This window comes from Mesorhizobium sp. B1-1-8 (assembly GCF_006442795.2).
GTDB lineage: Bacteria > Pseudomonadota > Alphaproteobacteria > Rhizobiales > Rhizobiaceae > Mesorhizobium.
In genome coordinates this window covers 321712-348062 of sequence record NZ_CP083956.1, presented here as the reverse complement: position 1 = coordinate 348062, position 26351 = coordinate 321712, and the positions used below count along the sequence as shown (strand labels likewise).

24 protein-coding genes are annotated in these 26351 nt (G+C 64.1%); 14 read left to right on the top strand and 10 right to left on the bottom strand.

From position 1 onward, the window contains the following. Positions 1 to 26: 26 nt before the first annotated feature. From uraH to xdhC, 4 genes are all read left to right on the top strand, one after another. A complete protein-coding gene (gene uraH / locus FJ974_RS01580) occupies positions 27 to 401 on the top strand; it encodes a hydroxyisourate hydrolase (protein WP_140531515.1) in 375 nt (124 codons plus the stop codon). Between the two features lie 5 nt (positions 402 to 406). Further along, the gene (xdhA, locus tag FJ974_RS01575) at positions 407 to 1888 is read left to right on the top strand and encodes a xanthine dehydrogenase small subunit (RefSeq protein ID WP_140531518.1); all 1482 of its coding nucleotides are present in this window, start codon (positions 407 to 409) and stop codon (positions 1886 to 1888) included. Then, positions 1888 to 4227 (top strand): xanthine dehydrogenase molybdopterin binding subunit, encoded by a 2340-nt coding sequence (gene xdhB / locus FJ974_RS01570; protein WP_140531521.1) that lies wholly within the window; start codon positions 1888 to 1890, stop codon positions 4225 to 4227. The genes xdhA and xdhB overlap by 1 nt, the downstream gene beginning before the upstream one ends. A 61-nt stretch (positions 4228 to 4288) precedes the next feature. Next, complete coding sequence (gene xdhC, locus FJ974_RS01565) at positions 4289 to 5281, top strand: xanthine dehydrogenase accessory protein XdhC (protein WP_140531524.1); 993 nt, start codon at positions 4289 to 4291, stop codon at positions 5279 to 5281. Positions 5282 to 5303: 22 nt separating this feature from the next. Here xdhC and dps read toward each other — a convergent pair whose 3' ends face one another. From dps to FJ974_RS01545, 4 genes are all read right to left on the bottom strand, one after another. Then, the gene (gene dps / locus FJ974_RS01560) at positions 5304 to 5792 is read right to left on the bottom strand and encodes a DNA starvation/stationary phase protection protein Dps (protein ID WP_140531527.1); all 489 of its coding nucleotides are present in this window, start codon (positions 5790 to 5792) and stop codon (positions 5304 to 5306) included. Positions 5793 to 5950: 158 nt separating this feature from the next. Beyond that, complete coding sequence (locus FJ974_RS01555; RefSeq protein ID WP_140531529.1) at positions 5951 to 7207, bottom strand: LLM class flavin-dependent oxidoreductase; 1257 nt, start codon at positions 7205 to 7207, stop codon at positions 5951 to 5953. Further along, positions 7204 to 8094, bottom strand: a complete 891-nt coding sequence (locus FJ974_RS01550; protein ID WP_319023052.1) for an LLM class flavin-dependent oxidoreductase — start codon at positions 8092 to 8094, stop codon at positions 7204 to 7206. The genes FJ974_RS01555 and FJ974_RS01550 overlap by 4 nt, the downstream gene beginning before the upstream one ends. A 515-nt stretch (positions 8095 to 8609) precedes the next feature. Next, complete coding sequence (locus tag FJ974_RS01545) at positions 8610 to 9530, bottom strand: LysR family transcriptional regulator (RefSeq protein WP_140531532.1); 921 nt, start codon at positions 9528 to 9530, stop codon at positions 8610 to 8612. A gap of 133 nt (positions 9531 to 9663) precedes the next feature. On the opposite strand from FJ974_RS01545, the gene FJ974_RS01540 reads away from it, so the two are divergent. From FJ974_RS01540 to FJ974_RS01525, 4 genes are all read left to right on the top strand, one after another. Beyond that, on the top strand, positions 9664 to 10890 hold the full coding sequence (locus FJ974_RS01540; RefSeq protein ID WP_140531534.1) for a urate hydroxylase PuuD: 1227 nt from the start codon (positions 9664 to 9666) through the stop codon (positions 10888 to 10890). Position 10891: 1 nt separating this feature from the next. Beyond that, positions 10892 to 12205 carry a guanine deaminase gene (guaD, locus tag FJ974_RS01535; RefSeq protein WP_140531537.1) on the top strand — a complete coding sequence of 438 codons (1314 nt, stop codon included), beginning with the start codon at positions 10892 to 10894 and terminating at the stop codon, positions 12203 to 12205. A gap of 217 nt (positions 12206 to 12422) precedes the next feature. Next, positions 12423 to 12926, top strand: coding sequence for a heme-degrading domain-containing protein (locus FJ974_RS01530; RefSeq protein ID WP_140531539.1), 504 nt, complete (start codon positions 12423 to 12425; stop codon positions 12924 to 12926). Next, positions 12923 to 14182, top strand: coding sequence for a glycerate kinase (locus FJ974_RS01525; RefSeq protein ID WP_140531542.1), 1260 nt, complete (start codon positions 12923 to 12925; stop codon positions 14180 to 14182). Before FJ974_RS01530 ends, FJ974_RS01525 begins: the two co-directional genes overlap by 4 nt. Before the next feature lie 242 nt (positions 14183 to 14424). Here FJ974_RS01525 and FJ974_RS01520 read toward each other — a convergent pair whose 3' ends face one another. The 4 genes from FJ974_RS01520 to FJ974_RS01505 all read right to left on the bottom strand — a co-directional run bounded on the left by FJ974_RS01520 (position 14425) and on the right by FJ974_RS01505 (position 18981). Then, a complete protein-coding gene (locus tag FJ974_RS01520; RefSeq protein WP_140531544.1) occupies positions 14425 to 15114 on the bottom strand; it encodes a UdgX family uracil-DNA binding protein in 690 nt (229 codons plus the stop codon). Positions 15115 to 15246: 132 nt separating this feature from the next. Beyond that, positions 15247 to 16668 (bottom strand): glutamine synthetase family protein, encoded by a 1422-nt coding sequence (locus FJ974_RS01515; protein WP_413468332.1) that lies wholly within the window; start codon positions 16666 to 16668, stop codon positions 15247 to 15249. A gap of 197 nt (positions 16669 to 16865) precedes the next feature. After that, positions 16866 to 17840, bottom strand: coding sequence for a WD40 repeat domain-containing protein (locus tag FJ974_RS01510; protein ID WP_140538687.1), 975 nt, complete (start codon positions 17838 to 17840; stop codon positions 16866 to 16868). 103 nt (positions 17841 to 17943) lie between these two features. Continuing rightward, the gene (locus FJ974_RS01505; RefSeq protein WP_140538688.1) at positions 17944 to 18981 is read right to left on the bottom strand and encodes a CobW family GTP-binding protein; all 1038 of its coding nucleotides are present in this window, start codon (positions 18979 to 18981) and stop codon (positions 17944 to 17946) included. Between the two features lie 425 nt (positions 18982 to 19406). Between FJ974_RS01505 and FJ974_RS01500 the strand changes: the two genes are divergently transcribed. Then, positions 19407 to 19880 (top strand): MarR family winged helix-turn-helix transcriptional regulator, encoded by a 474-nt coding sequence (locus FJ974_RS01500; protein WP_140538689.1) that lies wholly within the window; start codon positions 19407 to 19409, stop codon positions 19878 to 19880. Between the two features lie 215 nt (positions 19881 to 20095). On the opposite strand, the gene FJ974_RS01495 is transcribed toward FJ974_RS01500, so the two are convergent. Then, a complete protein-coding gene (locus FJ974_RS01495; RefSeq protein ID WP_140538690.1) occupies positions 20096 to 20989 on the bottom strand; it encodes an AraC family transcriptional regulator in 894 nt (297 codons plus the stop codon). A gap of 47 nt (positions 20990 to 21036) precedes the next feature. Here FJ974_RS01495 and FJ974_RS01490 point away from each other — a divergent pair, with 47 nt between their 5' ends. The 5 genes from FJ974_RS01490 (at position 21037) to FJ974_RS01470 (ending at position 25305) form a co-directional block, all read left to right on the top strand. Further along, entirely contained in the window at positions 21037 to 21444 is a 408-nt protein-coding gene (locus FJ974_RS01490) for a DUF2000 family protein (RefSeq protein WP_140538691.1), read from the top strand. A 430-nt stretch (positions 21445 to 21874) separates the two neighbouring features. Next, positions 21875 to 22759, top strand: coding sequence for a DMT family transporter (locus FJ974_RS01485; protein ID WP_181177315.1), 885 nt, complete (start codon positions 21875 to 21877; stop codon positions 22757 to 22759). 80 nt (positions 22760 to 22839) lie between these two features. Beyond that, on the top strand, positions 22840 to 23862 hold the full coding sequence (locus FJ974_RS01480) for a LacI family DNA-binding transcriptional regulator (RefSeq protein WP_140538693.1): 1023 nt from the start codon (positions 22840 to 22842) through the stop codon (positions 23860 to 23862). After that, the gene (locus FJ974_RS01475) at positions 23859 to 24842 is read left to right on the top strand and encodes a 2-hydroxyacid dehydrogenase (protein ID WP_140538694.1); all 984 of its coding nucleotides are present in this window, start codon (positions 23859 to 23861) and stop codon (positions 24840 to 24842) included. The genes FJ974_RS01480 and FJ974_RS01475 overlap by 4 nt, the downstream gene beginning before the upstream one ends. 79 nt (positions 24843 to 24921) lie before the next feature. Continuing rightward, on the top strand, positions 24922 to 25305 hold the full coding sequence (locus tag FJ974_RS01470; RefSeq protein ID WP_140538695.1) for a hypothetical protein: 384 nt from the start codon (positions 24922 to 24924) through the stop codon (positions 25303 to 25305). Positions 25306 to 25323: 18 nt separating this feature from the next. Here the strand turns inward: FJ974_RS01470 and FJ974_RS01465 are convergent, their stop codons facing one another. Continuing rightward, positions 25324 to 26097 (bottom strand): gamma-glutamyl-gamma-aminobutyrate hydrolase family protein, encoded by a 774-nt coding sequence (locus FJ974_RS01465; RefSeq protein WP_140538696.1) that lies wholly within the window; start codon positions 26095 to 26097, stop codon positions 25324 to 25326. Positions 26098 to 26351: the final 254 nt, after the last annotated feature.

Here is a 26351-nt window from a genome sequence, read left to right as displayed (position 1 = left end):
GTCGTACTGGAAGTGGGAGGCGGCCAGTGGCAGAAACGTCGAAAGCCGATGGCGGGCGTCTGACGACCCATGTTCTCGACACCGCGACCGGCAGGCCGGCAAAGGGTCTGTCGATCGAGCTGTTTCGCATCGAACGCCAGACCCGCACGCATCTGAAAACCGTCATCACCAATGATGACGGCCGCTGCGATGCGCCGCTGCTTGCCGGCGCCGAATTCCGTACAGGCGAATACGAGCTCATCTTCGCCGCCGGCGATTATCTGCGCGGGCAAGGGGTGAGCCTGCCGGAGCCGGCCTTCCTCGACACCGTGCCGATCCGCTTCGGCATGGCGGAGCAACGGCATTACCATGTGCCGCTCTTGATTTCGCCTTACGGCTACTCGACCTATCGCGGGAGCTGAAATAGATGGCCGAGATCAAAATCCGCAACGAAATCCGCTTCATCCTGAACGGCAGCGATGTCGCGCTGAGTGACGTTGCGCCCGATGCCACTTTGCTGGACTGGCTACGGCTCGACCGCTCATTGCGCGGCACCAAGGAAGGCTGCGCCGAAGGCGATTGCGGCGCCTGCACCGTGCTGGTCGGCAAGTTGTCGGCCGAAGGCTTGGTCTATGAAAGCGTCAATGCCTGCATCCGCTTCATGGGCTCGCTCGATGGCACCCATGTCGTCACCATCGAACATTTGCGTGGCCTGCCTGGCCAACTGCACCCGGTGCAGCAGGCGATGGTCGATTTCCACGGCTCGCAATGTGGTTTCTGCACCCCCGGCTTCGTCATGTCGCTCTATGCGCTGTGGATGAAGACGCCAGATCCCTCCGATGCGGCCATAGAGAAGGCGCTGCAAGGCAATCTCTGCCGCTGCACCGGCTATGAGGCGATCATGCGCGCCGCCCGCGCCACATCGAGCTACGGCAAAGCCGCTAAGGACCCGCTCGCGGTGGAACGCAGGGAGATTACCGCGAGGCTGGAAGCGCTGCGCGACGGCGCCCGGATCGAGATCGGCTCAGGCAAGACACGGCTCATTATGCCGGCTGATGTCGACGATTTCGCTGCCGTGCTCGATAGGGAGCCCGGCGCCACGATCGTTGCCGGCTCCACCGATGTCGGCCTGTGGGTGACCAAGCATATGCGCGACATCTCGCCGGCGGTCTTCATCGGCAATCTCGACGGTCTGTGTGCGATATCGGAAGCCGGCGGCGTGATCTCGATCGGCGCCGGCGTCACTTACTCCGAAGCCTTCGCCATGCTGTCGAAGCGCATCCCGGCGCTCGGGCCGCTGTTCGACCGCATCGGCGGCGAGCAGGTGCGCAACATGGGCACCATCGGCGGCAACATCGCCAACGGCTCGCCGATCGGCGACACGCCGCCGCCGCTGATCGCGCTCGGCGCGCGCCTTACATTGCGGCGCGGCGACACAAGGCGCACCATACCGCTCGAAACCTTCTTCATCGCCTATGGCAAGCAGGACCGCCAGCCCGGCGAATTCGTCGAGGCGGTGCATGTTCCGGTGCCGGCAAAGGGCGCAAGATTTGCCGTCTACAAGGTTACCAAGCGCCGCGACGAGGACATCACAGCGGCTCTCGGCGCGTTCTATCTGACCTTGGCCAAGGATGGCGCCGTTGCCGATATCCGCATCGCCTATGGCGGCATGGCGGCGACGCCGAAGCGCGCTTTCGCGGTGGAAAAGGCGTTGGCCGGCAGGCCTTGGACAGAAGCGACGGTCGAGGCCGCCATGGCCGAATACGCCAGCGACTTCACCCCGCTGACCGACATGCGGGCGAGCGCCGAATACCGGGCGCTGGCGGCGAAGAACCTGCTGCTGCGCTTTTATGTCGAAACGAGCGGCACAACGGCGCCATTCCAGGTGTCACGCAACGAGGCGGCCTGATGGACAAGCACGCCAACCTCAAGGCCGAAAAAATCTCCGGCGGCGTCGCCACCGACCAGCGCCACGATTCAGCGCACAAGCATGTCAGCGGCACCGCCGTCTATATCGACGACATGCCGGAGCCGGCGGGCACGCTGCATGGCTGCCTCGGCCTTTCCGCGGCGACCCACGCCGCGATCACCAAAATGGATCTGGCGGCGGTGCGGACCGCCCCCGGCGTCGTCGATGTGCTGACCGCAAAGGATGTGCCGGGCGAGAATGACATTTCGCCCACCGGCCGTCATGACGAGCCGGTGCTCGCCGACGGCAAGGTGGAGTTTTATGGCCAGCCGATCTTCTGCGTCATCGCCGAGACGCGCGAGCAGGCGCGCCGCGCCACCAGGCTGGCCAGGGTCGAATACAAGGAACTGCCCTTCGTCGCCGATATCGGCGAGCTCGACCCGCGGAAGGACAAACTGGTCACGCCGCCGCTGACCTTGAGGCGCGGCGACGCCGCCACCGCGATCCGCCAGGCGCCGCGGCGCCTGAAGGGCAAGATGCGCATCGGCGGCCAGGAGCATTTCTATCTCGAGGGCCATATCGCCATGGCCATTCCCGGCGAGGACCAGGACGTAACCATCTATTCCTCGACCCAGCATCCGAGCGAAGTCCAGCATATGGTTAGCCATGCGCTGGGCGTGCCGAGCCATGCCATTACCGTCGAGATCCGCCGCATGGGTGGCGGCTTCGGCGGCAAGGAAACGCAAGGCAACCAGTTTGCAGCGCTCGCCGCGATTGCCGCCAAACGGCACCATCGGGCGGTCAAGATCCGGCCCGACCGCGACGACGACATGATCGCCACCGGCAAGCGCCACGATTTCCTCGTCGACTACGAGGTCGGCTTCGATGACGACGGCAACATTCTCGGCGTCGACTTCATGTTCGCGGCGCGCTGCGGCTTTTCCGCCGACCTGTCCGGCCCGGTGACCGACCGCGCGCTGTTCCACTGCGACAACGCCTATTTCTGGCCGAACGTGCATGCGCGGTCGGCGCCGCTCTACACCAACACTGTCTCGAATACCGCCTTCCGCGGTTTTGGCGGTCCACAGGGCATGGTCGGCGCCGAGCGCGTCATCGACGAGGTCGCCTTTGCCGTCGGCAAGGACCCGCTCGAGATCCGCAAGAAGAGTTTTTACGGGACCAGCGACCGCAACATCACGCCCTATCACCAGACGGTCGAGGACAACATCATCCAACGCATCGTCGCCGAGCTGGAAGCGAGCTCAAACTATGCGAGCCGCCGGCGCGACATATCGGCCTTCAACAACAACAGCCGCTTCATCAAGCGCGGCCTGGCGCTGACGCCGGTCAAGTTCGGCATTTCGTTCACCGCTACACACTATAACCAGGCCGGCGCGCTGGTGCATGTCTACACCGACGGTTCGGTGCACCTGAACCATGGCGGAACCGAGATGGGGCAGGGCCTCTACGTCAAGGTGGCGCAGGTTGTCGCCGAAGAATTCCAGATCGACCTCGACCAGGTGAAAATCACCGCGACGACGACCGGCAAGGTGCCGAACACGTCGGCCACCGCGGCATCGTCGGGCACCGACCTCAACGGCATGGCGGCGCAGAACGCCGCCCGGCAAATCCGTGACCGGCTGACCGATTTCGCCGCCGGGAATTACCAGGTGCCGCGCGACCAGATCGTCTTTTTGCCCAACCGGGTGCGCATCGGCAACCAGGAGATCGCCTTCGCCGATCTCGTCAAGCAGGCCTACATGGCACGCATCCAGCTATCGGCGGCCGGCTTCTACAAGACGCCGAAGATCCACTGGAACCGCGACAACGGCGAAGGCCGCCCCTTCTATTATTTCGCCTATGGCGCCGCCTGCTCGGAAGTGTCTGTCGACACGCTGACCGGCGAATATGTGGTCGAGCGTACCGACATCCTGCATGAGACCGGCCGCTCGCTGAACCGGGCCATCGATCTCGGCCAGGTCGAGGGCGGCTTCATCCAGGGCGTGGGCTGGCTGACCACCGAGGAATTGTGGTGGGACGATAAGGGCCGGCTGCGCACCCATGCGCCCTCGACCTACAAGATCCCGCTCGCCTCCGACCGGCCAAAGATCTTCAACGTGACGCTGGCCGACTGGCCTGAGGCGCACGAGCCGACGGTGCACCGTTCCAAGGCGGTTGGCGAGCCGCCCTTCCCGCTCGGCATGTCGGTGCTGCACGCGCTGTCGGATGCGGTGGCGAGCGTCGCCGGCCACAGGATCTGCCCGCGCCTCGACGCGCCGGCGACGCCGGAGCGGGTGCTGATGGCGATCGAGCGGCTGAAGACCGAAAAGCCGGACTGAACCGGGCAAACGTGCAATTCAGGCCGAAAAACCCTATATTTCGCGATAGGGAATGCAGACGATGAACTCAAACGTGCAACGCCTGAAAGCTTTTCTCGGCCAGGCCGGCCGAGTGGCGCTTGTCGAGGTCGCGGCGACGAAAGGCTCGACGCCGCGCGAGGCCGGCGCCTTCATGCTCGTCTCGGCTTCGAAGATTTTCGGCACCATCGGCGGCGGCCAGCTCGAATACATGGCGATCGACAAGGCGCGGCAGCTTATCCGTGAGGGGGAAATGGCCGCAAAGCGGCCAGAGGGGGTGGTCCTCTCAGGAGGCGCCGCAAGGGTGCCGAGCACTGCCGCAGCGACCCCACCCGGCGGCTTCGCCGCCACCCTCCCCTCGAGGGAAGCCCGCATCGAAGTCGATGAGGTCTGCGCCACGCTCGATGTTCCGCTCGGGCCGGAGATCGGTCAGTGCTGCGGCGGCCGGGTCGAGGTGCTGATCCGGCTGGTCGATGGCGCATTGGCGCAGCAACTGGTAGCGGCGGCGCAAGCCGAGGAAGCGCATCTGCCTCATGTCTATCTCTTCGGCGGCGGCCATGTCGGCCAGGCGCTGGCCGCATCGCTGTCGCTTCTTCCGATCCGTGTCGTCGTCGTCGAGACCCGCGCCGAGGCTCTGGACGGAATGCCGGAAACGGTCGAGACGAGGCTGACGCCGATGCCCGAGGCCGTTGTGCGCGAGGCCCCGGCGGGAGCAGCCTTCGCCGTCCTGACCCACGACCACGCGCTCGATTTCCTGATCGTCGCCGAGGCGCTGAAGCGCGACGACACCGCCTATGTTGGCATGATCGGCTCGAAGACCAAGAAAGCGACCTTCAAGAACTGGTTCCTGAAGTCGGCCGATGGCAGCGAGGCGCAGTTCAACCGTCTCGTCTCGCCGATCGGCGGCAACGTGGTGAAGGACAAGCGACCTCCGGTCATAGCAGCACTCGCTGCCGCCGAGATCATGTCGGCGCTGGTATCCCATGCCGCGGAAGCGGCACGGTCGACCACCCCCGAGAAGGCGATGGCCGTTTGATCAAGCCGGCATCGGCGGAAAACTATTCCTTCTCTTGTGTGTGCGCTTCGAGGAACCACAGCAATTTGTCGAGCGCGCGCGAATAGGCGGTGAAGATGTCGGCGGTGTCGGCGTCGCCCGCATCCGCCGCCTCGTCGATCGCTTCGCGGGTCAGCTTGGCGGCCGTCGCGTAGCGGTCGATCAGCGCCGCCAGATGGTCCTTGGTCTTGTGGATGTCGCTCGGATAGGGCCTCAGCTTGGTGGCCTTCGACACCTCCTGCGAGGTGCCGTGCGCGGTGCCGCCAAGCTGCACGGCGCGCTCGGCGATGATGTCGACATGGCCGTCGATCTCCTCGCGGAATTCGTCCAGCATTTCGTGGATGGCGATGAACTGCGGCCCCTTGACGTTCCAGTGCGCCTGCCTGGTGATCAGCGCCAGGTCGATGGCGTCGGCAAGCCTGGCATTGAGAAGATCGATCGATTCCTTCTTGGCGTCGGATTTGAGGTCGTTCTTGGTGACGATGGCATCCATGATCGGCTCCTGTCGCGGGTGCGTCGCTTGGTGAAAGCTTAGGGGCTGGTCTCGAAGTGCGGCTCGGTGCGGCCGCCGATTGCCACAACGGCAATCGGGCGGATTTCGTTCCGCGTCGACTTCGCTGCAAGCTCTATGCGGTGCGTGCCCCGCAAACGTCAGTTCCGGATCGGCCGCTTCAGGCCGAGGTGCTCGCGCAAAGTACGGCCTTCATAATCGGTGCGGAAAAGACCGCGCCGCTGCAGTTCCGGCACGACGAGCGTGGCGAAGGCGTCGAGTTCCCCGGGGAACCAGGAGGGCATGACATTAAAACCGTCGGCGGCGCCGCCTTCGAAGCGCGCCTGCAGTTCGTCGGCGATCTGTGACGCCGTGCCGACGAGGCGCCAATGACCGCGCGCGCCGGCAAAATAGCGCGCCAGCTGGCGGATCGACAGGCCGTCGCGGCGCGCCTGCTCGATGACCAGCGCCTGCCGGCTTTTCATCCCTTCGCCCTCCGGGAGTTCGGGCAGCGGCCCGTCGATCGGATAGCGCCACAGGTCGGAAATGCTGAGATAGCTGGAGAGCAGCGCCACGCCGACCTCGTCGGGGATCAGCTCCTGCAGCGCATCGTATTTTGCCTGGGCCTCGGCTCTCGTCGCCGCGACGATCGGCGCCACGCCGGGCATGATCTTCACATCGTCCGGCTGGCGTCCGTAGGCCGCGAGCCGCCCCTTGAGATCGTCGTAGAAGGCCTTGGCCTCTTCAAAAGTCTGCGCCGCTGAGAACACGACATCGGCGGTTCGCGCGGCAAGATCCTTGCCGTCGTCGGAGGCTCCGGCCTGCACCATGACCGGCGCACCCTGCGGCGAGGGCGGCACGTCGAGCGGATCGCGCACCGAAAAGCTCTCGCCGTCATGACCGGCGGCGCGCCGGTTCCATAGGCCGGTGATCACCGTCGCGAATTCGCGCGCTCGCGCATAACGGTCGGCATGCGGCCGCAAACCCGTCGCACCGAAATTCGCTGCTTCGATCGGGCTGGCCGAGGTGACGAGATTCCAGCCGGCGCGACCGCCGCTCAGATTGTCGAGCGAGGCAAAAGCCCGCGCCAGTCCATAGGGTTCGTTGTAGCTGGTCGATGCCGTCGAAACGAGGCCGATGCGCTCGGTTTGCACCGCAAGGACCGAAAGCAGGCTGATCGGCTCGAAGCCGATCGAGCGCGAGGTCTGGCTGGCGATCTGGACATTGGCCTCGCGCAGGCCGGCGGCGTCCTCGCAAAACACCATGTCGAACTTCGCCGCTTCCGCCGTGCGCGCCAGCTTGACGTGGTGGTCGATATCGATGCCGGCCCTCACATGCGCATCCGAATGGCGCCAGGCGGCAATGTGGTGCCCGGTCGCCCACAGGAACAGGCCGAGCTTCATCTGGCGCGGCGTCATGGCCAGCCGTCCTTATCCAACTCAAGACGGTCGCGCAGTGTCTTACCCGGGTGTGCCTCAATAAGTCCGTGACGCTTAAGTTGCGGCAGCAAGCGCTCGCTGAAATCCTCGAAGGCAGCCGGATGAGGTTGCACAGTCAGAACGACGCCATCGCAACCAGATGCGAGGCACAAGGCTTCCAAGCTGGCGCCATCGGGTTCCTGTCGCGCATCCGCGACCGTCAGCATCTTTATCGACAACGGATCACGCCCGGCCTCGCGCGCCCTGTGCCTGAGTTTGTCGCAGGCCGCTTTCGCTTCCGGCGGCTTAGGCTCGTTCAATAGGACGACATCTGCGCGGCGGCTGGCGAAATCGAAGTCGGCCTGCTCCAAGTCCGACAACAGAAGCAGCGGACTATCCTGCGGTGAGCGCGCGACATTGAGCGGCCCGCGCACCGAAAAGAATTCGCCGGTGAAGTCCATCGGATGCATCTTGTCGGGATCGTGGAAGCGGCCTGATGCCTTGTCGAACAGCAGCGCGTCGTGTTCCCAGCCGACCCACAATGTCCGTACGATGTCGATGAATTCCTTGGCACGGCGGCGAAAGTCGTCGTCGGAGAAACCTTCGGGGCGGCTGAAATTCGCCGCTTCGCGCGGGTTCTGCCTCATGGTCGCGTTCCAGCCGGTCCGGCCGTGGCTGATGATGTCGAGCGAAGCGAAGCGGCGCGCCAGGTTGTAGGGCTGATGCGCGAGCGTCGAGGCGCTGGCCACGAGGCCTATCCTGTCGGTCACGGTTGCCAGGGCAGCCAGCAACGTCGTCGCTTCGAAAGGGCTGATCGATGGCTCGCCGCTTGGCAACGAGTCGGAGATGATGACCATGTCGGCATCGGCCGCTTCCACCTTGCGCACAAAGCTGCTGATCTGGCCGAAGTCTAGGACAGCCTGCCCTTTGGCGGCGGCGATGTTGAGCGAAACGGCAAGATGCATGAAGTGGTCCATTCGGCTACCCTGAAAATCGGGCGACCGTTCTGGCTACCAAACCTAGACCCACTTTTGCACAAGACAACGGGATCGAGTGGGCCACTAGCTTGTCACTTGCCAGCCAGCCACCGCATCCCGCGGGTAGTACTCTTGACGGCCGGGTATTGCGTCGGCGAGCGATATACATTGACGATTGGCCTGAGCGCCCCTCGCGGTCGTCATTCTATGGCGGAGCAAGGAGCGAAGCGACGCGGCGCAGACCATAGAATCCATTCCGTGACTTCAAAGCGTTGCAACGGCGCAGAATTCTGCTCCGCTGCGCTCTTCGGCGAAGGTCACGGAATGGATCCTCGGGTCTGCGCTCCGCTTCGCGTCGCTCCGCCCGTGGATGACGATGTCACGGGGGGGCTTCGGCCAATTTCGAAGCTATGCAACGCTATGGCCTATTTCCCAGCCAACAGATCCTTGATCAGCCGCTGGCAGCGCTCGGCCATGAAGTCGAGCAGCAGCCGCACTTTCGGGTCCTGCAGCTTCTTGTGCGGATAGACAGCGGCGAATTGCACCGGCGTCGGCGGGGTCTTGGCCAGGATCACCTTCAGCCGCTGGTCGCGGATGAACGGCTCGACCTCGAAGCGCGGCTTGTTGATGATGCCGCGCCCCGACAGCGCCCAGCCGGTCAGCACGTCGCCATCGTCGGTGTCGTAGGGTCCGTGCACCTCGTATTTCTGCGGGCCGTTCGGCGTCTGCAGCGTCCACACATATTCGCGCGCGCCGGCATAGCGCAGCATCAGGCAGTCATGCTTCTTGCCGATCAATTCCTGCGGCTCGGCCGGCTCGCCGCGCGCTTCCAGGTATTTCGGCGCCGCCACCAGCACGCGCTCGCATTCCATGATGCCGCGCATCCTGAGGCTGGAATCCTCGATGATGCCCAGCCGGAAGGCGACGTCGATGCCTTCCTTCATGATGTCGACATTGTGGTCGGAGAGCCTCAGCCGCACCTCGATATCCGGATAGCGGTCGTGGAAATCCGGAATGCCGGAGGCGATCAGGCGCCGGCCGAGGCCGAGCGGCGCCGTCACCCTGATCGTGCCGCGCGGCTGGCCCGACAGCGCCGAGACCGCGGCCTCCGCCTCGGTGATCGCGTCCAGCACCTGCTTGGCGCCGGTATAGAACACCGTGCCGTGCTCGGTCGGCATCAACTGCCTGGTCGTGCGGTTGAACAGCCTCACGCCGAGATGCTTCTCCAACTCCTTGATGCGGTTCGAGGCGACCGCCGGCGAGATGCGCATGTCGCGGCCGGCCGCCGAAAGATTGCCCAGCTCGACGACGCGGACGAAGACGGCGATATTGTCGAGATAGGCCATGCATGGCTCTCAAACGGCTGCGGGTGACAACCCTAGTATTTTCCATTTTTTTTTGAAAGTCATCGCGCACCTCGCCTCTTTTCGTTTGCGCGCCAGCCCGTAAAGTCGCTCACATCGGCAGGGACGACTTCAAATGATGGATTTCGCTATTTTCTGGGACTGGCTGAGCTTCGCCGTCCGCTGGCTGCATGTCATCACCGGCATCGCCTGGATCGGCTCGTCCTTCTATTTCGTCGCGCTCGACCTCGGGCTCCGGCAGCGTCCCGGCCTGCCCGCCGGCGCCTTCGGCGAGGAATGGCAGGTGCATGGCGGCGGCTTCTATCACATCCAGAAATACCTGGTGGCGCCGGCCGAGATGCCCGAGCACCTCACCTGGTTCAAATGGGAATCCTACGCCACCTGGTTGTCGGGCTTCGCCATGCTGTGCGTGGTCTATTATGCCGGCGCCGATTTGTTCCTGATCGATCCCAACGTGCTCAACATCTCGGTGCCGGTCGGCATCCTGCTGTCCCTGGCCACCATCGGCGTCGGCTGGATCGTCTACGACCTGCTCTGCCGCTCGCCGCTCGGCAAAAGCGACACCGGCCTGATGCTGGTGCTCTATTGCGTGCTGGTGTTCATCGCCTGGGGGCTGACCCATCTCTTCACCGGCCGCGCCGCCTTCCTGCATCTTGGCGCCATCACCGCCACGATCATGTCGGCCAATGTCTTCATGGTCATCATCCCCAACCAGAAGATCGTCGTCGCCGACCTGATCGCCGGCCGCAAGCCGGACCCGAAATACGGCAAGATCGCCAAGCAGCGCTCGCTGCACAACAACTACCTGACCTTGCCGGTCCTGTTCCTGATGCTGTCGAACCACTACCCGCTGGCCTTCGGCACCGAGTTCAACTGGGTCATCGCCTCGCTGGTCTTCATTATCGGCGTGCTGATCCGGCACTATTTCAACACTGTTCACGCCCGCAAGGGCAACCCGACCTGGACCTGGCTGGGTGCGGCCGTTCTCTTCGTCGTCATCATCTGGCTGTCGACTGTGCCGAAAGTTTTGACCGGCGAGCCGAAGACTTCCGCTGCTTCCGCCGCGGCCCAGGTCTATATGGCCTCGGCGCATTTCCCGGCCGTGCGCGACACCGTGCTCGGCCGCTGCTCGATGTGCCATGCCGAAGAGCCGGGCTACGAAGGCATCTACCACGCGCCGAAGGGCGTCATGCTCGACACCGACGCGCGAATCGCCGAGCATGCCCGCGAGATTTACCTACAGGCCGGCCGCAGCCATGCCATGCCGCCCGCCAACGTCTCCCAGATAACCGACCAGGAGCGAGCCCTGCTGGTGGCCTGGTTCGAAGGCGCGGGCAGGTAACATGACATCGAAACTCCTGCGCGGCCGCACGCTTTCCTTCCTGCGTTGGCCCGAAGCGATAGACGACTATTCCGCCTGGCGTTACGAGGAGGATGGCGGGCTGCTCGTCGGTGACGGCAAGATCGTCGCCGCCGGTTGTTACGCCGAGGTCGAGAAGCGCGCGGGCGAAAGCGTCGAAAAGATCGATCACCGCCCGCATTTGCTCCTGCCGGGTTTCATCGACGCGCATGTGCACTTTCCCCAAATGCAGATCATCGCGTCCTACGGCGCCGAGCTGCTCGAATGGCTGAACAAATACACTTTTCCGGAGGAGTCGAAATTCCAGAATGCCCAGCATGGCCGCCGCATCGCCAGGCTGTTCCTGGACGAGATGGTGCGCCACGGCACGACGACGGTCGCCGCCTATTGCTCGGTGCATAAGGCCTCTGCGGAAGCGTTCTTCGCCGAATCGCATGATCGCAACATGCTCAACGTCGCCGGCAAGGTGATGATGGACCGCAATGCGCCGGACGGCGTGCTCGACACGCCGCGGACCGGCTATGACGACACCAAGGCGCTGATCGCCGAATGGCACGGCAAGGGCCGCCAGCACTATGCGATCACGCCGCGCTTCGCCATCACCTCATCGCCCGAGCAGATGGAAATGGCCGGCGCGCTCTGTCGCGAATATCCCGATCTCCACATGCAGACGCATCTGTCGGAGAACCACGCCGAGATTGCCTTCACCCAGGAGCTCTATCCCTGGTCGCGCGACTATACCGACGTCTACGAGCATTACGGGCTGCTGGGCAAAAAGAGCCTGTTCGGCCACTGCATCCATCTGTCGGAACGCGAGGCGGATGCGCTGTCGCAGTCGGGCTCGGTGGCGGTGTTCTGTCCGACCTCCAACCTGTTCCTCGGCTCCGGCCTGTTCGACTACCAGCGCTTCCGCCGCCGCGAGAAGCCGCTGAGGATCGCTGCCGCCACCGATGTCGGCGGCGGCACCAACTATTCGATGCTGCGCACCATGGATGAAGGCTATAAGGTGATCGCGCTCAACGGCGAGAAGCTCAACCCGTTCCAGTCCTTCTGGCAGTTGACGCGCGGCAACGCCGAGGCGCTGTCGGTGGCGGAAAAAATCGGCACACTGGACGAAGGCACCGACGCCGACATCGTCGTGCTCGACGCAAGCGCCACGCCGGCGATGCGGCTCAGGATGGAGACGGTGGAGACGCTTGCCGAGGAGCTCTTCCTGCTGCAAACGCTCGGCGACGACCGCGCCGTGCGCGAAGTTTATGTGGCGGGCCGGCCGGCGAAGAGCGCGATTGTTGCGTGAACCCCCTCACCCGGATTGCCAGCTGAATTGCGAAAGGCAATTCAGGGCAATCCGACCTCTCCCCGAGGGGGAGAGGAGATCGCCGGCGCACGCCTCTTCTCCCCGCCGGGGAGAAGGTGGCCGCGAAGCGGCCGGATGAGGGGGCCTTCTGCGACGAGTGCTTGACCGGACAGAGGTTGTCGTACAAACGACGGTGTCGACTTTCGGAGAACGAGATATGGCCGCCGCCGAAGATATCGCTCTGATCCAGAAACAGGAATCCACGCTGGTCTTTCCCGCCTTCGACGAGGCCGTCGCCTTTCAGATAGGCTCGGCGATCCGGGAGCGGGCTCTGAAGGAAAACCTCCCGATCATCGTCGACATCAGGACCTTCGACCGGCCGCTGTTTTATGCCGCGATGCCCGGCTCCAACGCCTCCAATCCAGACTGGGCGCGGCGCAAGATCAACGTCGTGAAACGTTATCTTAGAAGCACCTACCGCATGGTGCTGGAACAGCAGCGGCCGGACCGCACCTTCAAGGTCGGCGAGGCGCTGGACATAGCCGACTACGTGCTGGCCGGCGGCGGCTTTCCTGTCACCGTCAGGGGCGCCGGCGTCATTGGCGTGATCGCCGTCTCCGGCCTGCCGGAGCGGGAGGATCATGGCGTCGTCGTCGAGGCGCTTTGTGGCCACCTCGGCATCGATGCAAGCGGGCTCAGCTTGCCGCCGGAAGACAAATGACCGATCCGAAGGCCTTCCTCACCGCGATCTTCAACGCGGCCGTCGCCGCCGCCGATCCTGAAAAGACGATACGCGATCATTTGCCGGCAAAGCCGAAAGGCCGCACCATTGTCATCGGCGCGGGAAAAGGCTCGGCGCAGATGGCGGCGGCCTTCGAGAAGGCTTGGGACGGTCCGGTCGAAGGCCTGGTCGTCACCCGCTACGGCTATGGCGCCAAATGCGAGCGCATCGAGATTATCGAGGCGGCGCATCCGGTGCCGGACGCCGCCGGCTTGGAAGCCTCGCGGCGGTTGTTGGAGAAGGTGCGCGGATTGACGGCGGCCGATCTCGTCGTGGCGCTGATTTCCGGCGGCGGTTCGGCGCTGCTGCCGTCGCCGGCCGCAGGCCTCACTTTAGCCGACGAGATCGCCGTCAACGAGGCGCTGCTTGCCTCCGGCGCGCCGATCGCGGCGATGAACACCATCCGCAAGCATGTCTCGACCATCAAGGGCGGCCGCCTCGCCGCCGCCGCTCATCCGGCCAAAGTGGTCTCGCTGGTCGTCTCCGACATTCCAGGCGACAATCCGGCGCTTGTGGCTTCGGGGCCGACCGTTCCCGACAGCGGCAGCCGCGACGACGCGCTGGCCTCGATTGCCGCCTATAACATGAAGCTGCCGGCTTCGGTCATGGCGCATATCAACTCGCCGGCCGCCGATGCCCCGCGTCCTCATGATCCACGCTTTGCCGGCAATGAAGTGCATCTCGTCGCCTCGGCCGGCGTGTCGCTGGAAGCCGCGGCCGCCGAGGCGAAGCGGCAAGGCGTCGAGGCGGTTATCCTGTCGGATTCCATCGAAGGCGAGGCGCGCGAGGTCGGCGGCGTCCACGCCGCGATTGCCCGCGAAGTGGCGACACGCAATCGTCCGTTCGCCAGGCCGGTGCTGATCCTGTCCGGCGGCGAGACCACCGTAACACTGCGGGCCAAGGGCAAGGGCGGTCGCAACAGTGAATTCCTGCTCGCCTTCGCCATCGGCATCGATGGGCTGGATGGCATTCATGCGCTCGCGGCCGATACGGACGGCATCGACGGCTCGGAGAACAATGCCGGGGCGTTTGCCGACGGCTCGACAGTTGGGCGCATGCGGGCTGCCGGTGTCGACGCCAAGGCGATGCTTGCCGGCAACAATGCCTGGACGGCCTTTAATTCTATCGGCGATCTGTTCGTGCCGGGACCGACCGGGACCAACGTGAACGACTTGCGTGCTATTCTCGTCCGATAGCGGCAATACCCCCAAGGTCGTCATCCCAGAGCGGAGCAAGGAGCGAAGCGACGCGCGCAGACCCTGGGATCCATGCCGTGACCTCTCGCATGGAATGCTAACGGAGCAGAATTCTGCACCGTTGCAACGCGTCGAAGTAACGGCATGGATCCTCGGGTCTGCGCGCGTCGCTTCGCTCCTTGCTCCGCCCGTGGATGACGAAGCGACAGGCGTTTCGGCTAATCTTCAAAGTTGCATAACCGTCAAGCAGCCATCAGCTGCTTCACCTTCCTCATATCCTGGAGGAACCGCTCGCGCTCGGCTTCCTTGTCCTCATGCTCGCGAATGCGTAGGATGAAAGAGGGGTGGATGGTGACGAAAATGCGCACGCCGTCCTCGCGCTCGATGACGTCGCCGCGCATTCTGGTAATCGGCACTGCCTTGCCGAGCAGCGACTGCGCCGCGGTCGCGCCGAGCGCCACCACGAGGTTCGGCTTGACCAGATCGAGCTCCTTGTCCAGCCACCAGCGGCAGGCCTGGATTTCGCCGGCATTGGGCTTGGAGTGAATGCGGCGCTTGCCGCGCGGCTCGAATTTGAAGTGCTTCACCGCGTTGGTCACATAAACCTTTCGCCGGTTGATTTCGGCATCATCAAGAATGCTGTCGAACACCCTGCCGGCCGGGCCTACAAACGGCTTGCCAGCCAAATCCTCCTGGTCGCCGGGCTGCTCGCCGACGAAGATCACATCCGCGCTCTCAGGTCCTTCGCCAAACACGGTTTGCGTCGCATCGCGCCAGAGCGGGCAGCGGCGGCAGCCTTTCGCTTCTTCACGCAACGCCGGAATGTCAGCGCTCTCCGGCCCGATCAAGTCCGAGGGCTGCGGCGTCGGCCAGTGCTTTGCCTTGGCCTTGGCGTGATGGGGTGCTGGCGTGGTTGGCATCCGGGCGATCATGGCTGATTTGGCTCCGTCCGCTCCTGCAATCAAAACTGCAATGAGCGAGGCCTCCGGAAGGTTCCGCCAATATTTCTTCGGCATCGCCTTCACCGCGAGGGGCGAGGGATTGCTCCGCGCGGGCCGCGAGGCTCATACCTCGTGCAGATAGAGGTGGTAGTCCAACTCGCTGACGGTGCGCGCGACGCGTAGATATTCCGCCTGCTTGATAGCCACGAAAGTCCGGTGCAAATCCGCGCCGAGCGCCGATTTGAGGAAACTGGAGGCCCTGGCCGCTTCGATCGCGGCTCGCCAGTCAGCCGGCATGGGCGACGTTTCCACGGCCCGCTCGTAGCCGTTGCCGGCCGTCTCCGGGCCGGGATCCAATTCCTCGTCCAGTCCCTTGACGATGCCGGCCAGCACCGTCGCCGCCACCAGATAGGGGTTGGCGTCGACGCCGGATGGCCGGTGCTCGATGCGGCGGTTCCTGGCGTCGCCGGCCGGCACGCGCAGCGCCACCGAACGGTTGTTGACGCCCCAGCTTGGCGCCACCGGCGCATAGGATTGCGAGACGAAGCGCCGCCAGGAATTGGCGTGCGGCGCAAACACCAGCATCGATTCCGCCATCGTATGGATGAGCCCGCCGAGACCGCGCAGCAGCGGCAGCGACCATGTCTCGCCGTCGGCTTCGGTGAAGACGTTTCGGCCGGCATCGTCCCGCAGCGAGACGTGGAAATGCATGCCGGAGCCGGCATAGGTCTCGATCGGCTTGGCCATGAAGCAGGCGGTGATGCCGTGCCGGCGCGCCTGCGCCCGCACCAGCCGCTTCAGCATGACCAGGTCGTCGGCCGCCCGCATCACGTCCTTGCGGTAGTTGAGCGTCAATTCGTATTGGCCGGGAGCATATTCGGAGATGATCGTCTCGGCCGGAATGCCTTGCGCTTTCGCCGCCGCGTAGATGTCGGAAAACAGCGGCTCCATGCCGTGCAGGTGGTCGACCGAATAAACCTCGGTCTTGACCGAGCGGCGTCCGTCCAGCACCGCGTGGGCTGCCTGCACCTTGCCGTCGGCGTCGCGCTCATTGGCGAGCAGAAAAAATTCGAGCTCGAAGGCGCCGGCCGGATGCAGCCCTCTCGCTGCCAGCAGCTCGACCTGTCTCGCCAGCACCAGGCGCGGATCCGACGACATAGGCTGGCCGTCCAGGTGATACATCGACATCAGCACCTGGCCGCGCGCCGGCTTGGTGCCGTAGAGCGGCACCAGCGTGCCGGGGATCGGCCATGCGCGCAGGTCGCCGTCGCCGGTGTCCCAGATCAGCCCGGTCTCGTGCACGTCCTCGCCGGTGATATCGAGGCCGAGGATCGAGATCGGCATGTGCCTGCCGCCCTCGAAAATGCTCATCAGCTCATGCCGGCGCACGATCTTGCCGCGGCCGATGCCGTTGGCGTCGGTCAAGACGATGTCGAAAGCCTCGATATGTGGATGGGCGCCGAGAAACGCTCTCGCCTCGCTTGGCGTCGAGCCCGTAGGGGAGGTCACGGCCGCGTTTGGATTGTCCATGGTCGCTTGTCTCATGCCGCAAGCCGGGCCGCAACCGGAGTAGGGGAGTAGGGGAGTAGGGGAGTAGGGGAGTAGGGGAGTAGGGGAGTAGGGGAGTAGGGGAGTAGGGGAGTAGGGGAGTAGGGGAGTAGGGGAGTAGGGGAGTAGGGGAGTAGGCTCAATCGCGCAATCTACCCTTTCATACTCCCTTATTCCCCTACTCCCTTACTCTCCTAGCCAGTGATGTCGATCACGCCGCAGTCGCCGGCGGCACTGCCGAAAACGATGCGCCGTTCTTCCTTGTCCCACATCATCGCGGTTATGGCGCCCTTGCCGGGGCGGCGCAGCAGCACTTCCTTGGCGTCGGCGAAGCGCGCCGCGATCACCATGCCGTCCTCATAGCCGATGGCCGTGACGTCCTGGCTCGGATGGCAGGCGACGCATGTCACCATGGTGTTGCCGCGCGTGCCGAGCTCCAGCGGCGCCTTGCCCATTGGCCCGTCCTTGCCGGAAAACGGCCAGACGATCGCCGCCGGCGCGCCGGAGCTGGCCAGCCACTTGCCTTTGACGCTCCACGACAGACTTTTGACCTTGCCGGGATAGCCCGACATGCGCATGTGCTTGCCGTCGGCCAGCTTCCAGCCATGCAGCGCGTTTTCCTGCATGGTGGTGACGAGGAAGGCGCCGTCAGGCGAAAAGCTGATGCCGGTATGGGCGCCGGCCCATTCCAGCTCGACCGGCTTGCCCTCGGCCGCCGGAAAATGCAGCGTCGCGCCGTTGTAGCGGGCGACGCCGAAGCGCATACCTTTTGGCGAAAAGGCCAGCCCCTCGACCGAGCGCGGATGCTGGAATTCCTTCACCTTGCCGTCGGCGAAACGCACGAAAGCGGTCTTGCCCGAGGCATAGGCGATCGCGCCTTGCGGACCGGCGGCAACGCTGGTGATCCACTTTTTGCCGGCGCTGGCGAGTTCCGCCACCTCGCCACCCACCTTGACGGCAAACACCTTGCCGTCCTCGCCGCCGGTGATCAGCCGGTCGTTGGCCGCGTCGTGGAAGGCCGCGAGCAGCCCGTCGTTGGCCTGCACGGTCTTGTGCCCATTGTCGAGCCGATGGATCGCGCCGTCGGCCAGAGCGAAATGTGGCGCGTCACCGAGAAAGACGGCGGCGACGCAATGGCCTTCAAGATCAAGCGGGGCGACGGTGGGCATGCAAGGCTATTCCATTCGAGATTTCTGCCCTCCCCCTTAAGGGTTTGAGCTTCGGGTCTCAACCCCGCCTTGGATTACGGGAGAAGGAAGAGCCGCGCCGAAATCAGGCCGCCTGGCAGGCCTCGAAACTCTTCCTGAGCCGCTCTTCGTCGAGGTCGCGGCCGATGAACACCAGCCGGCTCTCATGCTTCTCGCCGTCTTTCCAGGCGCGCTGGTGGTCGCCTTCGAGAATCATGTGGACGCCCTGGATGACATAGCGCTCGTCGTCGCCTTTCAGCGCGATGATGCCCTTCAGCCGCAGGATGTTCGGGCCTTCCATCTGGGTCACCTTCTCGATCCAGGGGAAGAACTTCTTCGGGTCCATCTCGCCGCCGCGCAGCGACACTGACTTCACCGTCACGTCATGGATGTCGGAAAGGTGGTCGTGGTGATGATGCCCGTCATGCTCGTGATGGTCGTGGTCGTGATGATCATGGTCATGATCGTGCGCGTCGAGGAAATGCGGATCGTTCTCCAGCGCGCGCGAAAGGTCGAAGGCGCCGCGATCGAGCACCTCGGCCAGCGCCACGCCGGCGCGCGTCGTGCGGTGGATCCTGGCCGCCGGGTTGATGGCGCGGATCGTCGCCTCGACCTTGGCGAGTTCCTCGGGCGTGACGAGATCGGTCTTGTTGAGCACCACCACATCGGCAAAGGCGATCTGGTCTTCGGCTTCCTTGGAGTCCTTCAGCCGCAGCGGCAGATGCTTGGCGTCGACCAGCGCCACCACCGCGTCGAGCTTGGTCTTGGAGCGGACATCGTCATCCATGAAGAAGGTCTGCGCCACCGGCACCGGATCGGCGAGCCCGGTGGTCTCGACGACGATGGCGTCGAAGCGGCCGGGCCGCCGCATCAGGCCTTCGACGACGCGTATAAGGTCGCCGCGCACCGTGCAGCACACGCAGCCATTGTTCATCTCGTAGATTTCCTCGTCGGACTCGACGATCAGATCGTTGTCGATGCCGATCTCGCCGAACTCGTTGACGATGACGGCATAACGCCTGCCGTGGTTCTCCGACAGGATGCGGTTGAGCAGCGTCGTCTTGCCCGCGCCGAGATAGCCGGTGAGAACGGTTACGGGGATCTGCGTCTGTGCATCGCTCATGGCGTTACCTCGAAAAGTCTGGCCTCGAAAATTTCGGATTTGTCGGCCTCATATAGGATGCGAACCGCGCCTTTGCACGAGGCAAATCGATGGGCCAGCCGATCCGGCCGAATCTGTCGGGCAAACCAGGTCCAGCAGGTTTATGGGCTTCCGCCGCCGAAAAAAGGGTGCTGTTCAGGCAGCGCCGACGACGGCGGTGGAAGCGGGTTGAGCACCCCTGGCATGGCGCCATTTGTCAGTGTAAATCCTGGCTCCGAAAAGTCGTTTGTCATCTAACTGAAATAAACATCTGGCATCACCACGGCGGACATCGCAATGCTTGCCGGCAAAGCTGTTCTGCAAGCCGGGACCTTTTAGATCGTCATTTGCCAGTTGCCGGACAGCCTCTATGCTGGCCGCGCCGGTTCTATCGAAGAGGGATGACCATGGCCAAGGCGGACAAGACAGCGACAATGAGCCGGCTGCATTCGGCGGCGCGGCTGGCGCGCACGGCGCTTGCGGCGCGGCTTCTGGCGCATGGCTTCTACGCCGGCCAGGACCAGATCATGCTGGCGCTCGACCGCGAGGACGGCCAGACCCCGGGCAATCTCGCCGGCAAGCTGGGCGTGCGCCCGCCGACCATCACCAAGACCATCAACCGGCTGCAGGCGCAGGGTTTCCTCGAAAAGCGTGCCTCCAACGCTGATGCCCGCCAGGCTCACATCTTCCTGACCGATACCGGCCGCGATACCATCCGCGCTATCGAAAAATCGGTCAAGAAGACCGAGAAGCAGGCGCTGAGAGGCCTCGACAAGAAAGACCAGAAGGCGCTGTTCAAGCTGCTTGCCCGCATCGAGGCCAACCTCTCGAACGAAGAGCTGGTGCTGATCGACGACGACGCCGAACTCGATGAAGCGTGACGCGCAGCGTCATCGCTCAACCGCGAGACGTTGGTGACCTACGAGCGACGCGAAAGCGTCGTCTCGGGCGACATAGGCGCGATGCGCAGCATCGCCGCTTCACGCGCCGCGCCAGCATTGTAAGCGCGACGCGCAACGTCGTCTCTCCACGCACCACCAAAGCATCGGCGGCTCAGGGGAAGGGCGATGACGCTGCGCGTCGCGCCTGAGCGCTATCACCGGACGTCTCGCGGTTGAGCGACGACGCCGCGCGTCGCACTTCGCACCAGCGCCGACCACCGGCCCGGCGTCAACCCGAACGCTTTCTTGAAATGCCGGTTGAAATGGCTCTGGTCGCTGAAGCCGGCGGCGATGGCGATTTCGGCCAGCGGCTCGCCCGCCGCGATCATCCTGCGCGCCCGCTGCAGCCGGCGCATCAGCAGGAAGCGATGCGGACTGGTCGAATAGGTTGCGCGAAAATGGCGCGACAGTGCATAGCGGTCGAGGCCGGTGATGGCTTCCAGCTCGTCTGACCGCACCGGCCGTTCGGCATTCTCCTCGAGATAGTCGCGGGCAAGCGCCGCTGCGCGCCAGGCCGTCTTTCCCGTGGGTTTGGCCGGCTGTCCGGCATGGCGCCCCAGATGCTGCGCCAACTGCGCTACGAAATCGGCAACGAACAATTCGTCCAGCGCCTCGTCCAGCGGCGCCAGTGCCGAAAGCAGGGTGGCGCGTAACGCGGAATCGCTCATCACGACATTCCGGACGAAAGGCAGCGGCGCGCCGCCGAGGCAGTCGAGCAGCAGCGACGGCTCCAGATAGAGGATTCGGTAGCGTAAGCCTTCCTCGGTGCCGGCGCCGCCGTCGTGCAATTCGTCTGGATGCAGCACGATCACGTGGCCGGGCATGCTGTGCTCGACCACGCCGCGATAGTGAAAGCGCTGCACGCCGGAAAGCGTCACCCCGATGGCATAGGTGTCGTGGCGGTGCAGGTCGAAGGCGTTGCCGTGAAAACGCGCCTCGATACGCTCGATGCCGGCGCCGCCCGGCGCCGAAACGATCCGGTCTTCAATGATGTCCGAGCACGAACGTTCAAGACCTTGCAGGGCGTCTGCACCTACACCGTACACCATCGCATCTTCCATGCCTTCACAGGTCATTCCTCGGAGAGACAATTTTGGTGTTCGATACGAAATTTGCAATCGTGCTGAGAGAAGACCTAGCCGTCTGGCAGAAACTCAACGTCACCGCGTTCCTGACCAGCGGCATCGTCGCGCAGTTTCCCGAAATCATCGGTGAGCCGTACCGCGACCGCGCCGGCAATCTCTACAATCCGCTGTCGATCCAGCCGGTGATCGTGCTGTCGGCCGACGGCCCGACACTGAACGCCATCCATCGCCGCGCCCTGGAGCGCGGTATCACAGCGTCCCTCTATGTCGAAGAGATGTTCTCGACCGGCCATGATGTGGCGAACCGCGCCGTCTTCGCCGAATTCGCGCCGGACGATGCCAAGGTGGTCGGCATCGCGCTGCGCGCTGAAAAGAAGCTCGTCGACAAGATCACCAAGGGCGCCCGCATGCATGCCTGAGTGGCCGGGAGGTGGCGTTTGCGGCAAAATATACGGCCGCCATCCAGCTTCGTCATCCACGGGCGGAGCGGGAGCGAAGCGGACGCGCAGACCCGAGGATCCATTCCGCGACCTTAGCCAAGGAATGCAACGGAGCAGAATTCTGCACCGTCGCAATGCTTCGAAGAAACGGCATGGATTCTAGGGTCTGCGCGCGTCGCTTCGCTCCTTGCTCCGCCCTAGAATGACGACCGCGAGGAAACGGTCAGGCGAATCGCCAATAGTGAGGCGATCTAAGCCTGTGCGAAGCGCTTTGTTGGGCCAGTCGCTTTTGGCTTGCCGGGCAGCGCCGATTGCCGCAGAACGGTAACGTCTATCTTCCTTCGGCACGCTCTTGACCACTCCCAAAAACCAAGACGACAGCGCGACGCCGCCTGCGGCGATGCTGCTGATGCTTTGCGTCTATGTCTGCTTCACCTTTCTCGACACATCGAGCAAATATCTGGTGCTTGCCGGCGTCTCGGCGCTGATCGTCGCCTGGGCCCGCTTCACCGTGCATGTCGTGCTTGTCGGCATTTTCCTGAGCGGCTGGCGCGAGCCATCGCGCTTCCGCGCCAACAACCTGCAGGCGCACATCTTGCGCGGATGCCTGCTTTTCGGCTCGACCATGTTCAACATCCTGGCGCTGCGCACGCTGCAACTGGCCGAGACCACCTCGATCTATTTCTTTGGTCCGATGGTGATCACCGCACTTGCCGGTCCCCTGCTTGGCGAATGGGCCGGCTGGCGGCGCTGGCTGGCGATCCTCACCGGCTTCGTCGGCGTGCTCATCATCACCAGGCCGGGCGTCGGCGTGTTCGGCATCGGTCACCTGTTTGCGCTGGGTTCGATGCTGTCGAACTCCTTCTACGTCATCATGACGAGGCGCATGTCGTCGTCGGAAACTTCCGAGAGCCTGATCCTGTTCTCGGCGCTGGCCCCGGCGGTGCTGCTGTTGCCCGTCCTGCCCTTTGCGCACGCCTTGCCGCAGGACGGCTGGCACTGGGTCATCCTGCTGATGCTCGGCATCTTCGGCGCTGGCGGCCACTGGCTGCTGGTGCAGGCCTATCGCCTGGCGACCACGACGCAGCTGGCGCCCTATCCCTATTCGCAGATGGTGTGGATGATCATTTCCGGCCTGGTGATCTTCAACCAGTTTCCCGACCGCTGGACCCTGCTGGGTGCCGCCATCATAGTCGCCAGCGGCCTCTACATCATTCATCGCGAGCACAGGCTCCGTCTGCGCAATCCCGCCTCGCTTGACACCGAAGCCGAGGCGCTGGCGAAAAAACTTTGATTTGGCCTGGATCAGATGGCATAAGGCGCTTTTAAAAAATTTAAAGACTTGAATTTAAGCACCCTAGGGAGCGAAGGGCACTGGCACAGAAGATCAAGCTTTCGACGATCGCGGACGCGCTCGGTGTGTCCACGGCCACGGTATCGCTGGCATTGCGCGACAGCCCCTTGGTCGCCGGCAGCACGCGCGAGCGCATCAAGGACCATGCCCGCGCCATCGGCTATATCTACAACCGCCGCGCCGCCTCGCTGCGCACCTCGCGCTCGGGCATTGTCGGCGTCGTCGTGCACGACATCATGAACCCGTTCTTCGCCGAGATCCTGCGCTCGATCGAAAGCGAGCTCGACCGCAGCCGGCAGACCTTCATCCTGTCCAATCACTACGACCAGCTCGAAAAGCAGCGCACCTTCATCGACACGCTGCTGCAGCTCGGCGCCGACGGCGTCATCATGTCGCCGGCCATCGGCACGCCGGCCGAGGACATCATCATGGCCGAGGACAACGGCCTGCCGGCGGTGCTGATCGCGCGCACGGTCGAAGGCGCCGGCGTGCCGGTGTTTCGCGGCGATGATGCCTACGGCACCGGCCTTGCCACCAACCACCTGATCTCGCTCGGCCATAAGCGTATCGCCATGATCGGCGGCACCGACCAGACCTCGACCGGCCGCGACCGCTACCAGGGCTACGTCAACGCCATGGAAGCGGCCGGGCTGGAGGTCAAGCCGTCCTGGCGCATCGCCGGGCCGCGCACCAAACAGGCCGGATTTGAGGCGGCAGGACAGTTTTTGGCGCTGAAAGACAAGCCAACCGCCGCCTGCTGCTGGAATGATCTGGTCGCCATCGGACTGATGAACGGCATCGCGCGGGCCGGTCTGGTGCCGGGCATCGACATCTCGGTCACCGGCTATGACGATCTCGAAGAGGCAGCGATCGCCACGCCGGCGCTGACCACGGTCTGGAATGGCCAGCGCGAGGTCGGCCGCCGTGCCGCCAGCGCGCTGCTCGACAAGTTGAACGGACAGGCGGTACGGCCGTCGCAGGAATTGATCAGGCCGGAACTGCATGTGCGTCAGTCCACCGGCAAGCCGGTGGAGCGTGCATGACGAAGGCCGAACAGCTGCAAACTATCGCCATCCTGGTGCCCGGCAATTTCAACGACCATGCCATCGGCCGCATCGACAAGACGTTCCGGCGGGTGCGCGTCGCGCGCACCGATCCGTCGGAGCTGACTGACGAGATGCGCGAAACCGTGCGCGGCATCGCGTCCTTCGGCGGTATCGACGCCGCTTTCATCGATGCGCTGCCCAATCTCGAGATCATCGCCAATTTCGGCGTCGGCTATGATTCGGTCGATGCTCGCCATGCGGCGGCGCGCGGCGTCATGGTCACCAACACGCCCGACGTTCTGACCGAGGAGGTCGCCGACACCACGATCGGCCTGCTGATCAACACGGTGCGCGAGCTTTATGCCGCCGAGACATGGCTGCGCGACGGCAGCTGGGTGAAGAAGGGCAATTACAGTTTGAGCCGGCTAACCTTGCGCGGCCGCAGCGTCGGCATCTTCGGCATGGGCCGCATCGGCCTTGCCGTCGCCCGGCGCCTGGAAGCCTTTGGCCTGCCGATCGCCTACCATAACCGCCGCAAGATCGAAGGCCTGGCCTACGAATACCATGCGACGCTGAAAGGCCTCGCCGAAGCGGTCGACACATTGATCTCGGTGGCGCCTGGCGGCGCCTCAACGGAAAAGGCGGTCAATGCCGAGATTCTTTCGGCGCTGGGTCCGAACGGCGTCTTCGTCAACATCGGCCGCGGCAGCACGGTGGACGAGCAGGCCCTTGCCGCCGCGCTTGCCAATGGCACCATCGCCGCCGCCGGGCTCGATGTCTTTGCCGACGAACCGAATGTTCCGCAGGCGCTGCTCGACGCCCCCAACACCTCGCTTCTGCCGCATGTCGGCTCGGCGTCGGAACACACCCGCCGCGCCATGGCCGATCTCTGCGTCGACAATCTGATTTCCTGGTTCACCGATCGCCGGCCGCTGACGCCGGTGCCCGAAACGGCAAACGTCAAGCCTCGCGCATAACCGGCTCTTCATATTTATTAACGCCGGCTTAACCCTTTGGAATCATTCTGCACGCCTCACGGTTGTGCGGAGAAACAGAGTGAAGCTGTTGGCTGGTCTGGTTGCGTCGGTTGCGTTGTTCGGAAGCGTCCAGCTTCTGCATGGCGACGATAGGCAGAACGCGGTTGAGGCCGCCCCTTCCAGCACCTATCGGCTGACCGCCAATGGCGACGAAGCGGCCTGCGCGGTCCAGCGCGGCGTGGAAATCTCAGAGGGCCTGTCGCAACTCACCGTCGCACCAAACTGCCGCCGGCTGATGCCCGGTATCGAGCGGGTGAAATTCTGGCGTGAGCAGGCCGACGGCTCGGTCGCCTTCAGCGAGAACGGCGTCGATCCGATCGTCACGTTTTCCGTTGCCGACGGCGATGGCTACGAATCCTATGCGCCGGCCGCACCGCTGCTGGCGCTCAACAACGATAGATGACGACCGCTCGGGCGGGAATTATTCCGCCGCCGCGCGGGCGCCGGCTTTCGCGGCCGCGTGCAGGCGCACGGCATCGCCGAAGGCGCGGAAAATCTTGGCGGAATTGCTGTCCGATTTCACCCAATATTCGGGGTGCCACTGAACGCCGACCGCGAAGGCGCGGGCGTCCTTGACCGAGACCGCCTCGACCGTGCCGTCGCTGGCCAGCGCCTCGACCTGCAGCTTTGAGCCGAGTCGGTCGATCGCCTGGCGATGCAGCGAGTTGACCTTGATGTCACCGGCGCCGAACACGCCGGCGAGGCAGCTGCCTGGCTTGATCGAGATCGTCTGGTGGATGCCGAAGCGCTCATCCTGGTCGTCGCTCACCGGCGCGCGGTGGTCGAGCGATCCCTCGCGCTCCTGGATCTCGGTGCCGAGCGTGCCGCCCAGCGCCACGTTCAGTTCCTGGATGCCGCGGCAGATGGCAAGCAGCGGCACGCCGCGTTCGATCGCCTTGCGGATCAGCGGCAGCGTGGTGGCGTCGCGGGCCGGATCGTAGGGGCCGTTAGCTTCGCTCGGATCGCCGCCATAGAGCGAGGGATGCACGTTGGATTTCGAGCCGGTGAGCATGACGCCGTCGACCGACGACAGCAGCTCGTCGAAATCCAGCCGGTCGCCGAAGGAAGGCACCAGCAGCGGGAACACCCCGGCGCCGGTGATGGCAGCCTCGATATATTGCTGCGGCGCGGCGTGCCAGGTGTAGTTGTCGAACTGACGGACGTCTGTCGAGATGGCGACGAGCGGCTGCTGCATTTTGGATCCGGGTTCCGTTGAGCGCTAAGAAATTATTCTGCCTGCAAAATAGGCGATCCGAAGGCGCTTTGCCATGGCAAGTTTCGCCGTCTCGAATGGGCCAGGCGTCCTCTCGTTAGACTATAGTTGCAGCCGGCGCCGGATTGGCTGGAACGCTGCCGGCAAATGCGGCCGCGAAGCTGGACTCAACTACTTGCCTGTGTATGTTTCTTCGCAAGCCGATTGGGCATGGAGGATGTCCGGACCGTCGGTCA

Excerpts from the sequence above, each read along its gene's own strand:
- xdhA (WP_140531518.1), top strand. The coding sequence starts at position 407 with ATGGCCGAGATCAAAATCCGCAACGAAATCCGCTTCATCCTGAACGGC.
- xdhB (WP_140531521.1), top strand. The coding sequence starts at position 1,888 with ATGGACAAGCACGCCAACCTCAAGGCCGAAAAAATCTCCGGCGGCGTC.
- xdhC (WP_140531524.1), top strand. The coding sequence starts at position 4,289 with ATGAACTCAAACGTGCAACGCCTGAAAGCTTTTCTCGGCCAGGCCGGC.
- dps (WP_140531527.1), bottom strand. The coding sequence starts at position 5,792 with ATGGATGCCATCGTCACCAAGAACGACCTCAAATCCGACGCCAAGAAG.
- FJ974_RS01555 (WP_140531529.1), bottom strand. The coding sequence starts at position 7,207 with ATGACGCCGCGCCAGATGAAGCTCGGCCTGTTCCTGTGGGCGACCGGG.
- FJ974_RS01545 (WP_140531532.1), bottom strand. The coding sequence starts at position 9,530 with ATGGCCTATCTCGACAATATCGCCGTCTTCGTCCGCGTCGTCGAGCTG.
- FJ974_RS01540 (WP_140531534.1), top strand. The coding sequence starts at position 9,664 with ATGATGGATTTCGCTATTTTCTGGGACTGGCTGAGCTTCGCCGTCCGC.
- guaD (WP_140531537.1), top strand. The coding sequence starts at position 10,892 with ATGACATCGAAACTCCTGCGCGGCCGCACGCTTTCCTTCCTGCGTTGG.
- FJ974_RS01530 (WP_140531539.1), top strand. The coding sequence starts at position 12,423 with ATGGCCGCCGCCGAAGATATCGCTCTGATCCAGAAACAGGAATCCACG.
- FJ974_RS01525 (WP_140531542.1), top strand. The coding sequence starts at position 12,923 with ATGACCGATCCGAAGGCCTTCCTCACCGCGATCTTCAACGCGGCCGTC.
- FJ974_RS01520 (WP_140531544.1), bottom strand. The coding sequence starts at position 15,114 with ATGATCGCCCGGATGCCAACCACGCCAGCACCCCATCACGCCAAGGCC.
- FJ974_RS01515 (WP_413468332.1), bottom strand. The coding sequence starts at position 16,668 with ATGAGACAAGCGACCATGGACAATCCAAACGCGGCCGTGACCTCCCCT.
- FJ974_RS01510 (WP_140538687.1), bottom strand. The coding sequence starts at position 17,840 with ATGCCCACCGTCGCCCCGCTTGATCTTGAAGGCCATTGCGTCGCCGCC.
- FJ974_RS01505 (WP_140538688.1), bottom strand. The coding sequence starts at position 18,981 with ATGAGCGATGCACAGACGCAGATCCCCGTAACCGTTCTCACCGGCTAT.
- FJ974_RS01500 (WP_140538689.1), top strand. The coding sequence starts at position 19,407 with ATGGCCAAGGCGGACAAGACAGCGACAATGAGCCGGCTGCATTCGGCG.
- FJ974_RS01495 (WP_140538690.1), bottom strand. The coding sequence starts at position 20,989 with ATGGTGTACGGTGTAGGTGCAGACGCCCTGCAAGGTCTTGAACGTTCG.
- FJ974_RS01485 (WP_181177315.1), top strand. The coding sequence starts at position 21,875 with ATGCTTTGCGTCTATGTCTGCTTCACCTTTCTCGACACATCGAGCAAA.
- FJ974_RS01475 (WP_140538694.1), top strand. The coding sequence starts at position 23,859 with ATGACGAAGGCCGAACAGCTGCAAACTATCGCCATCCTGGTGCCCGGC.
- FJ974_RS01465 (WP_140538696.1), bottom strand. The coding sequence starts at position 26,097 with ATGCAGCAGCCGCTCGTCGCCATCTCGACAGACGTCCGTCAGTTCGAC.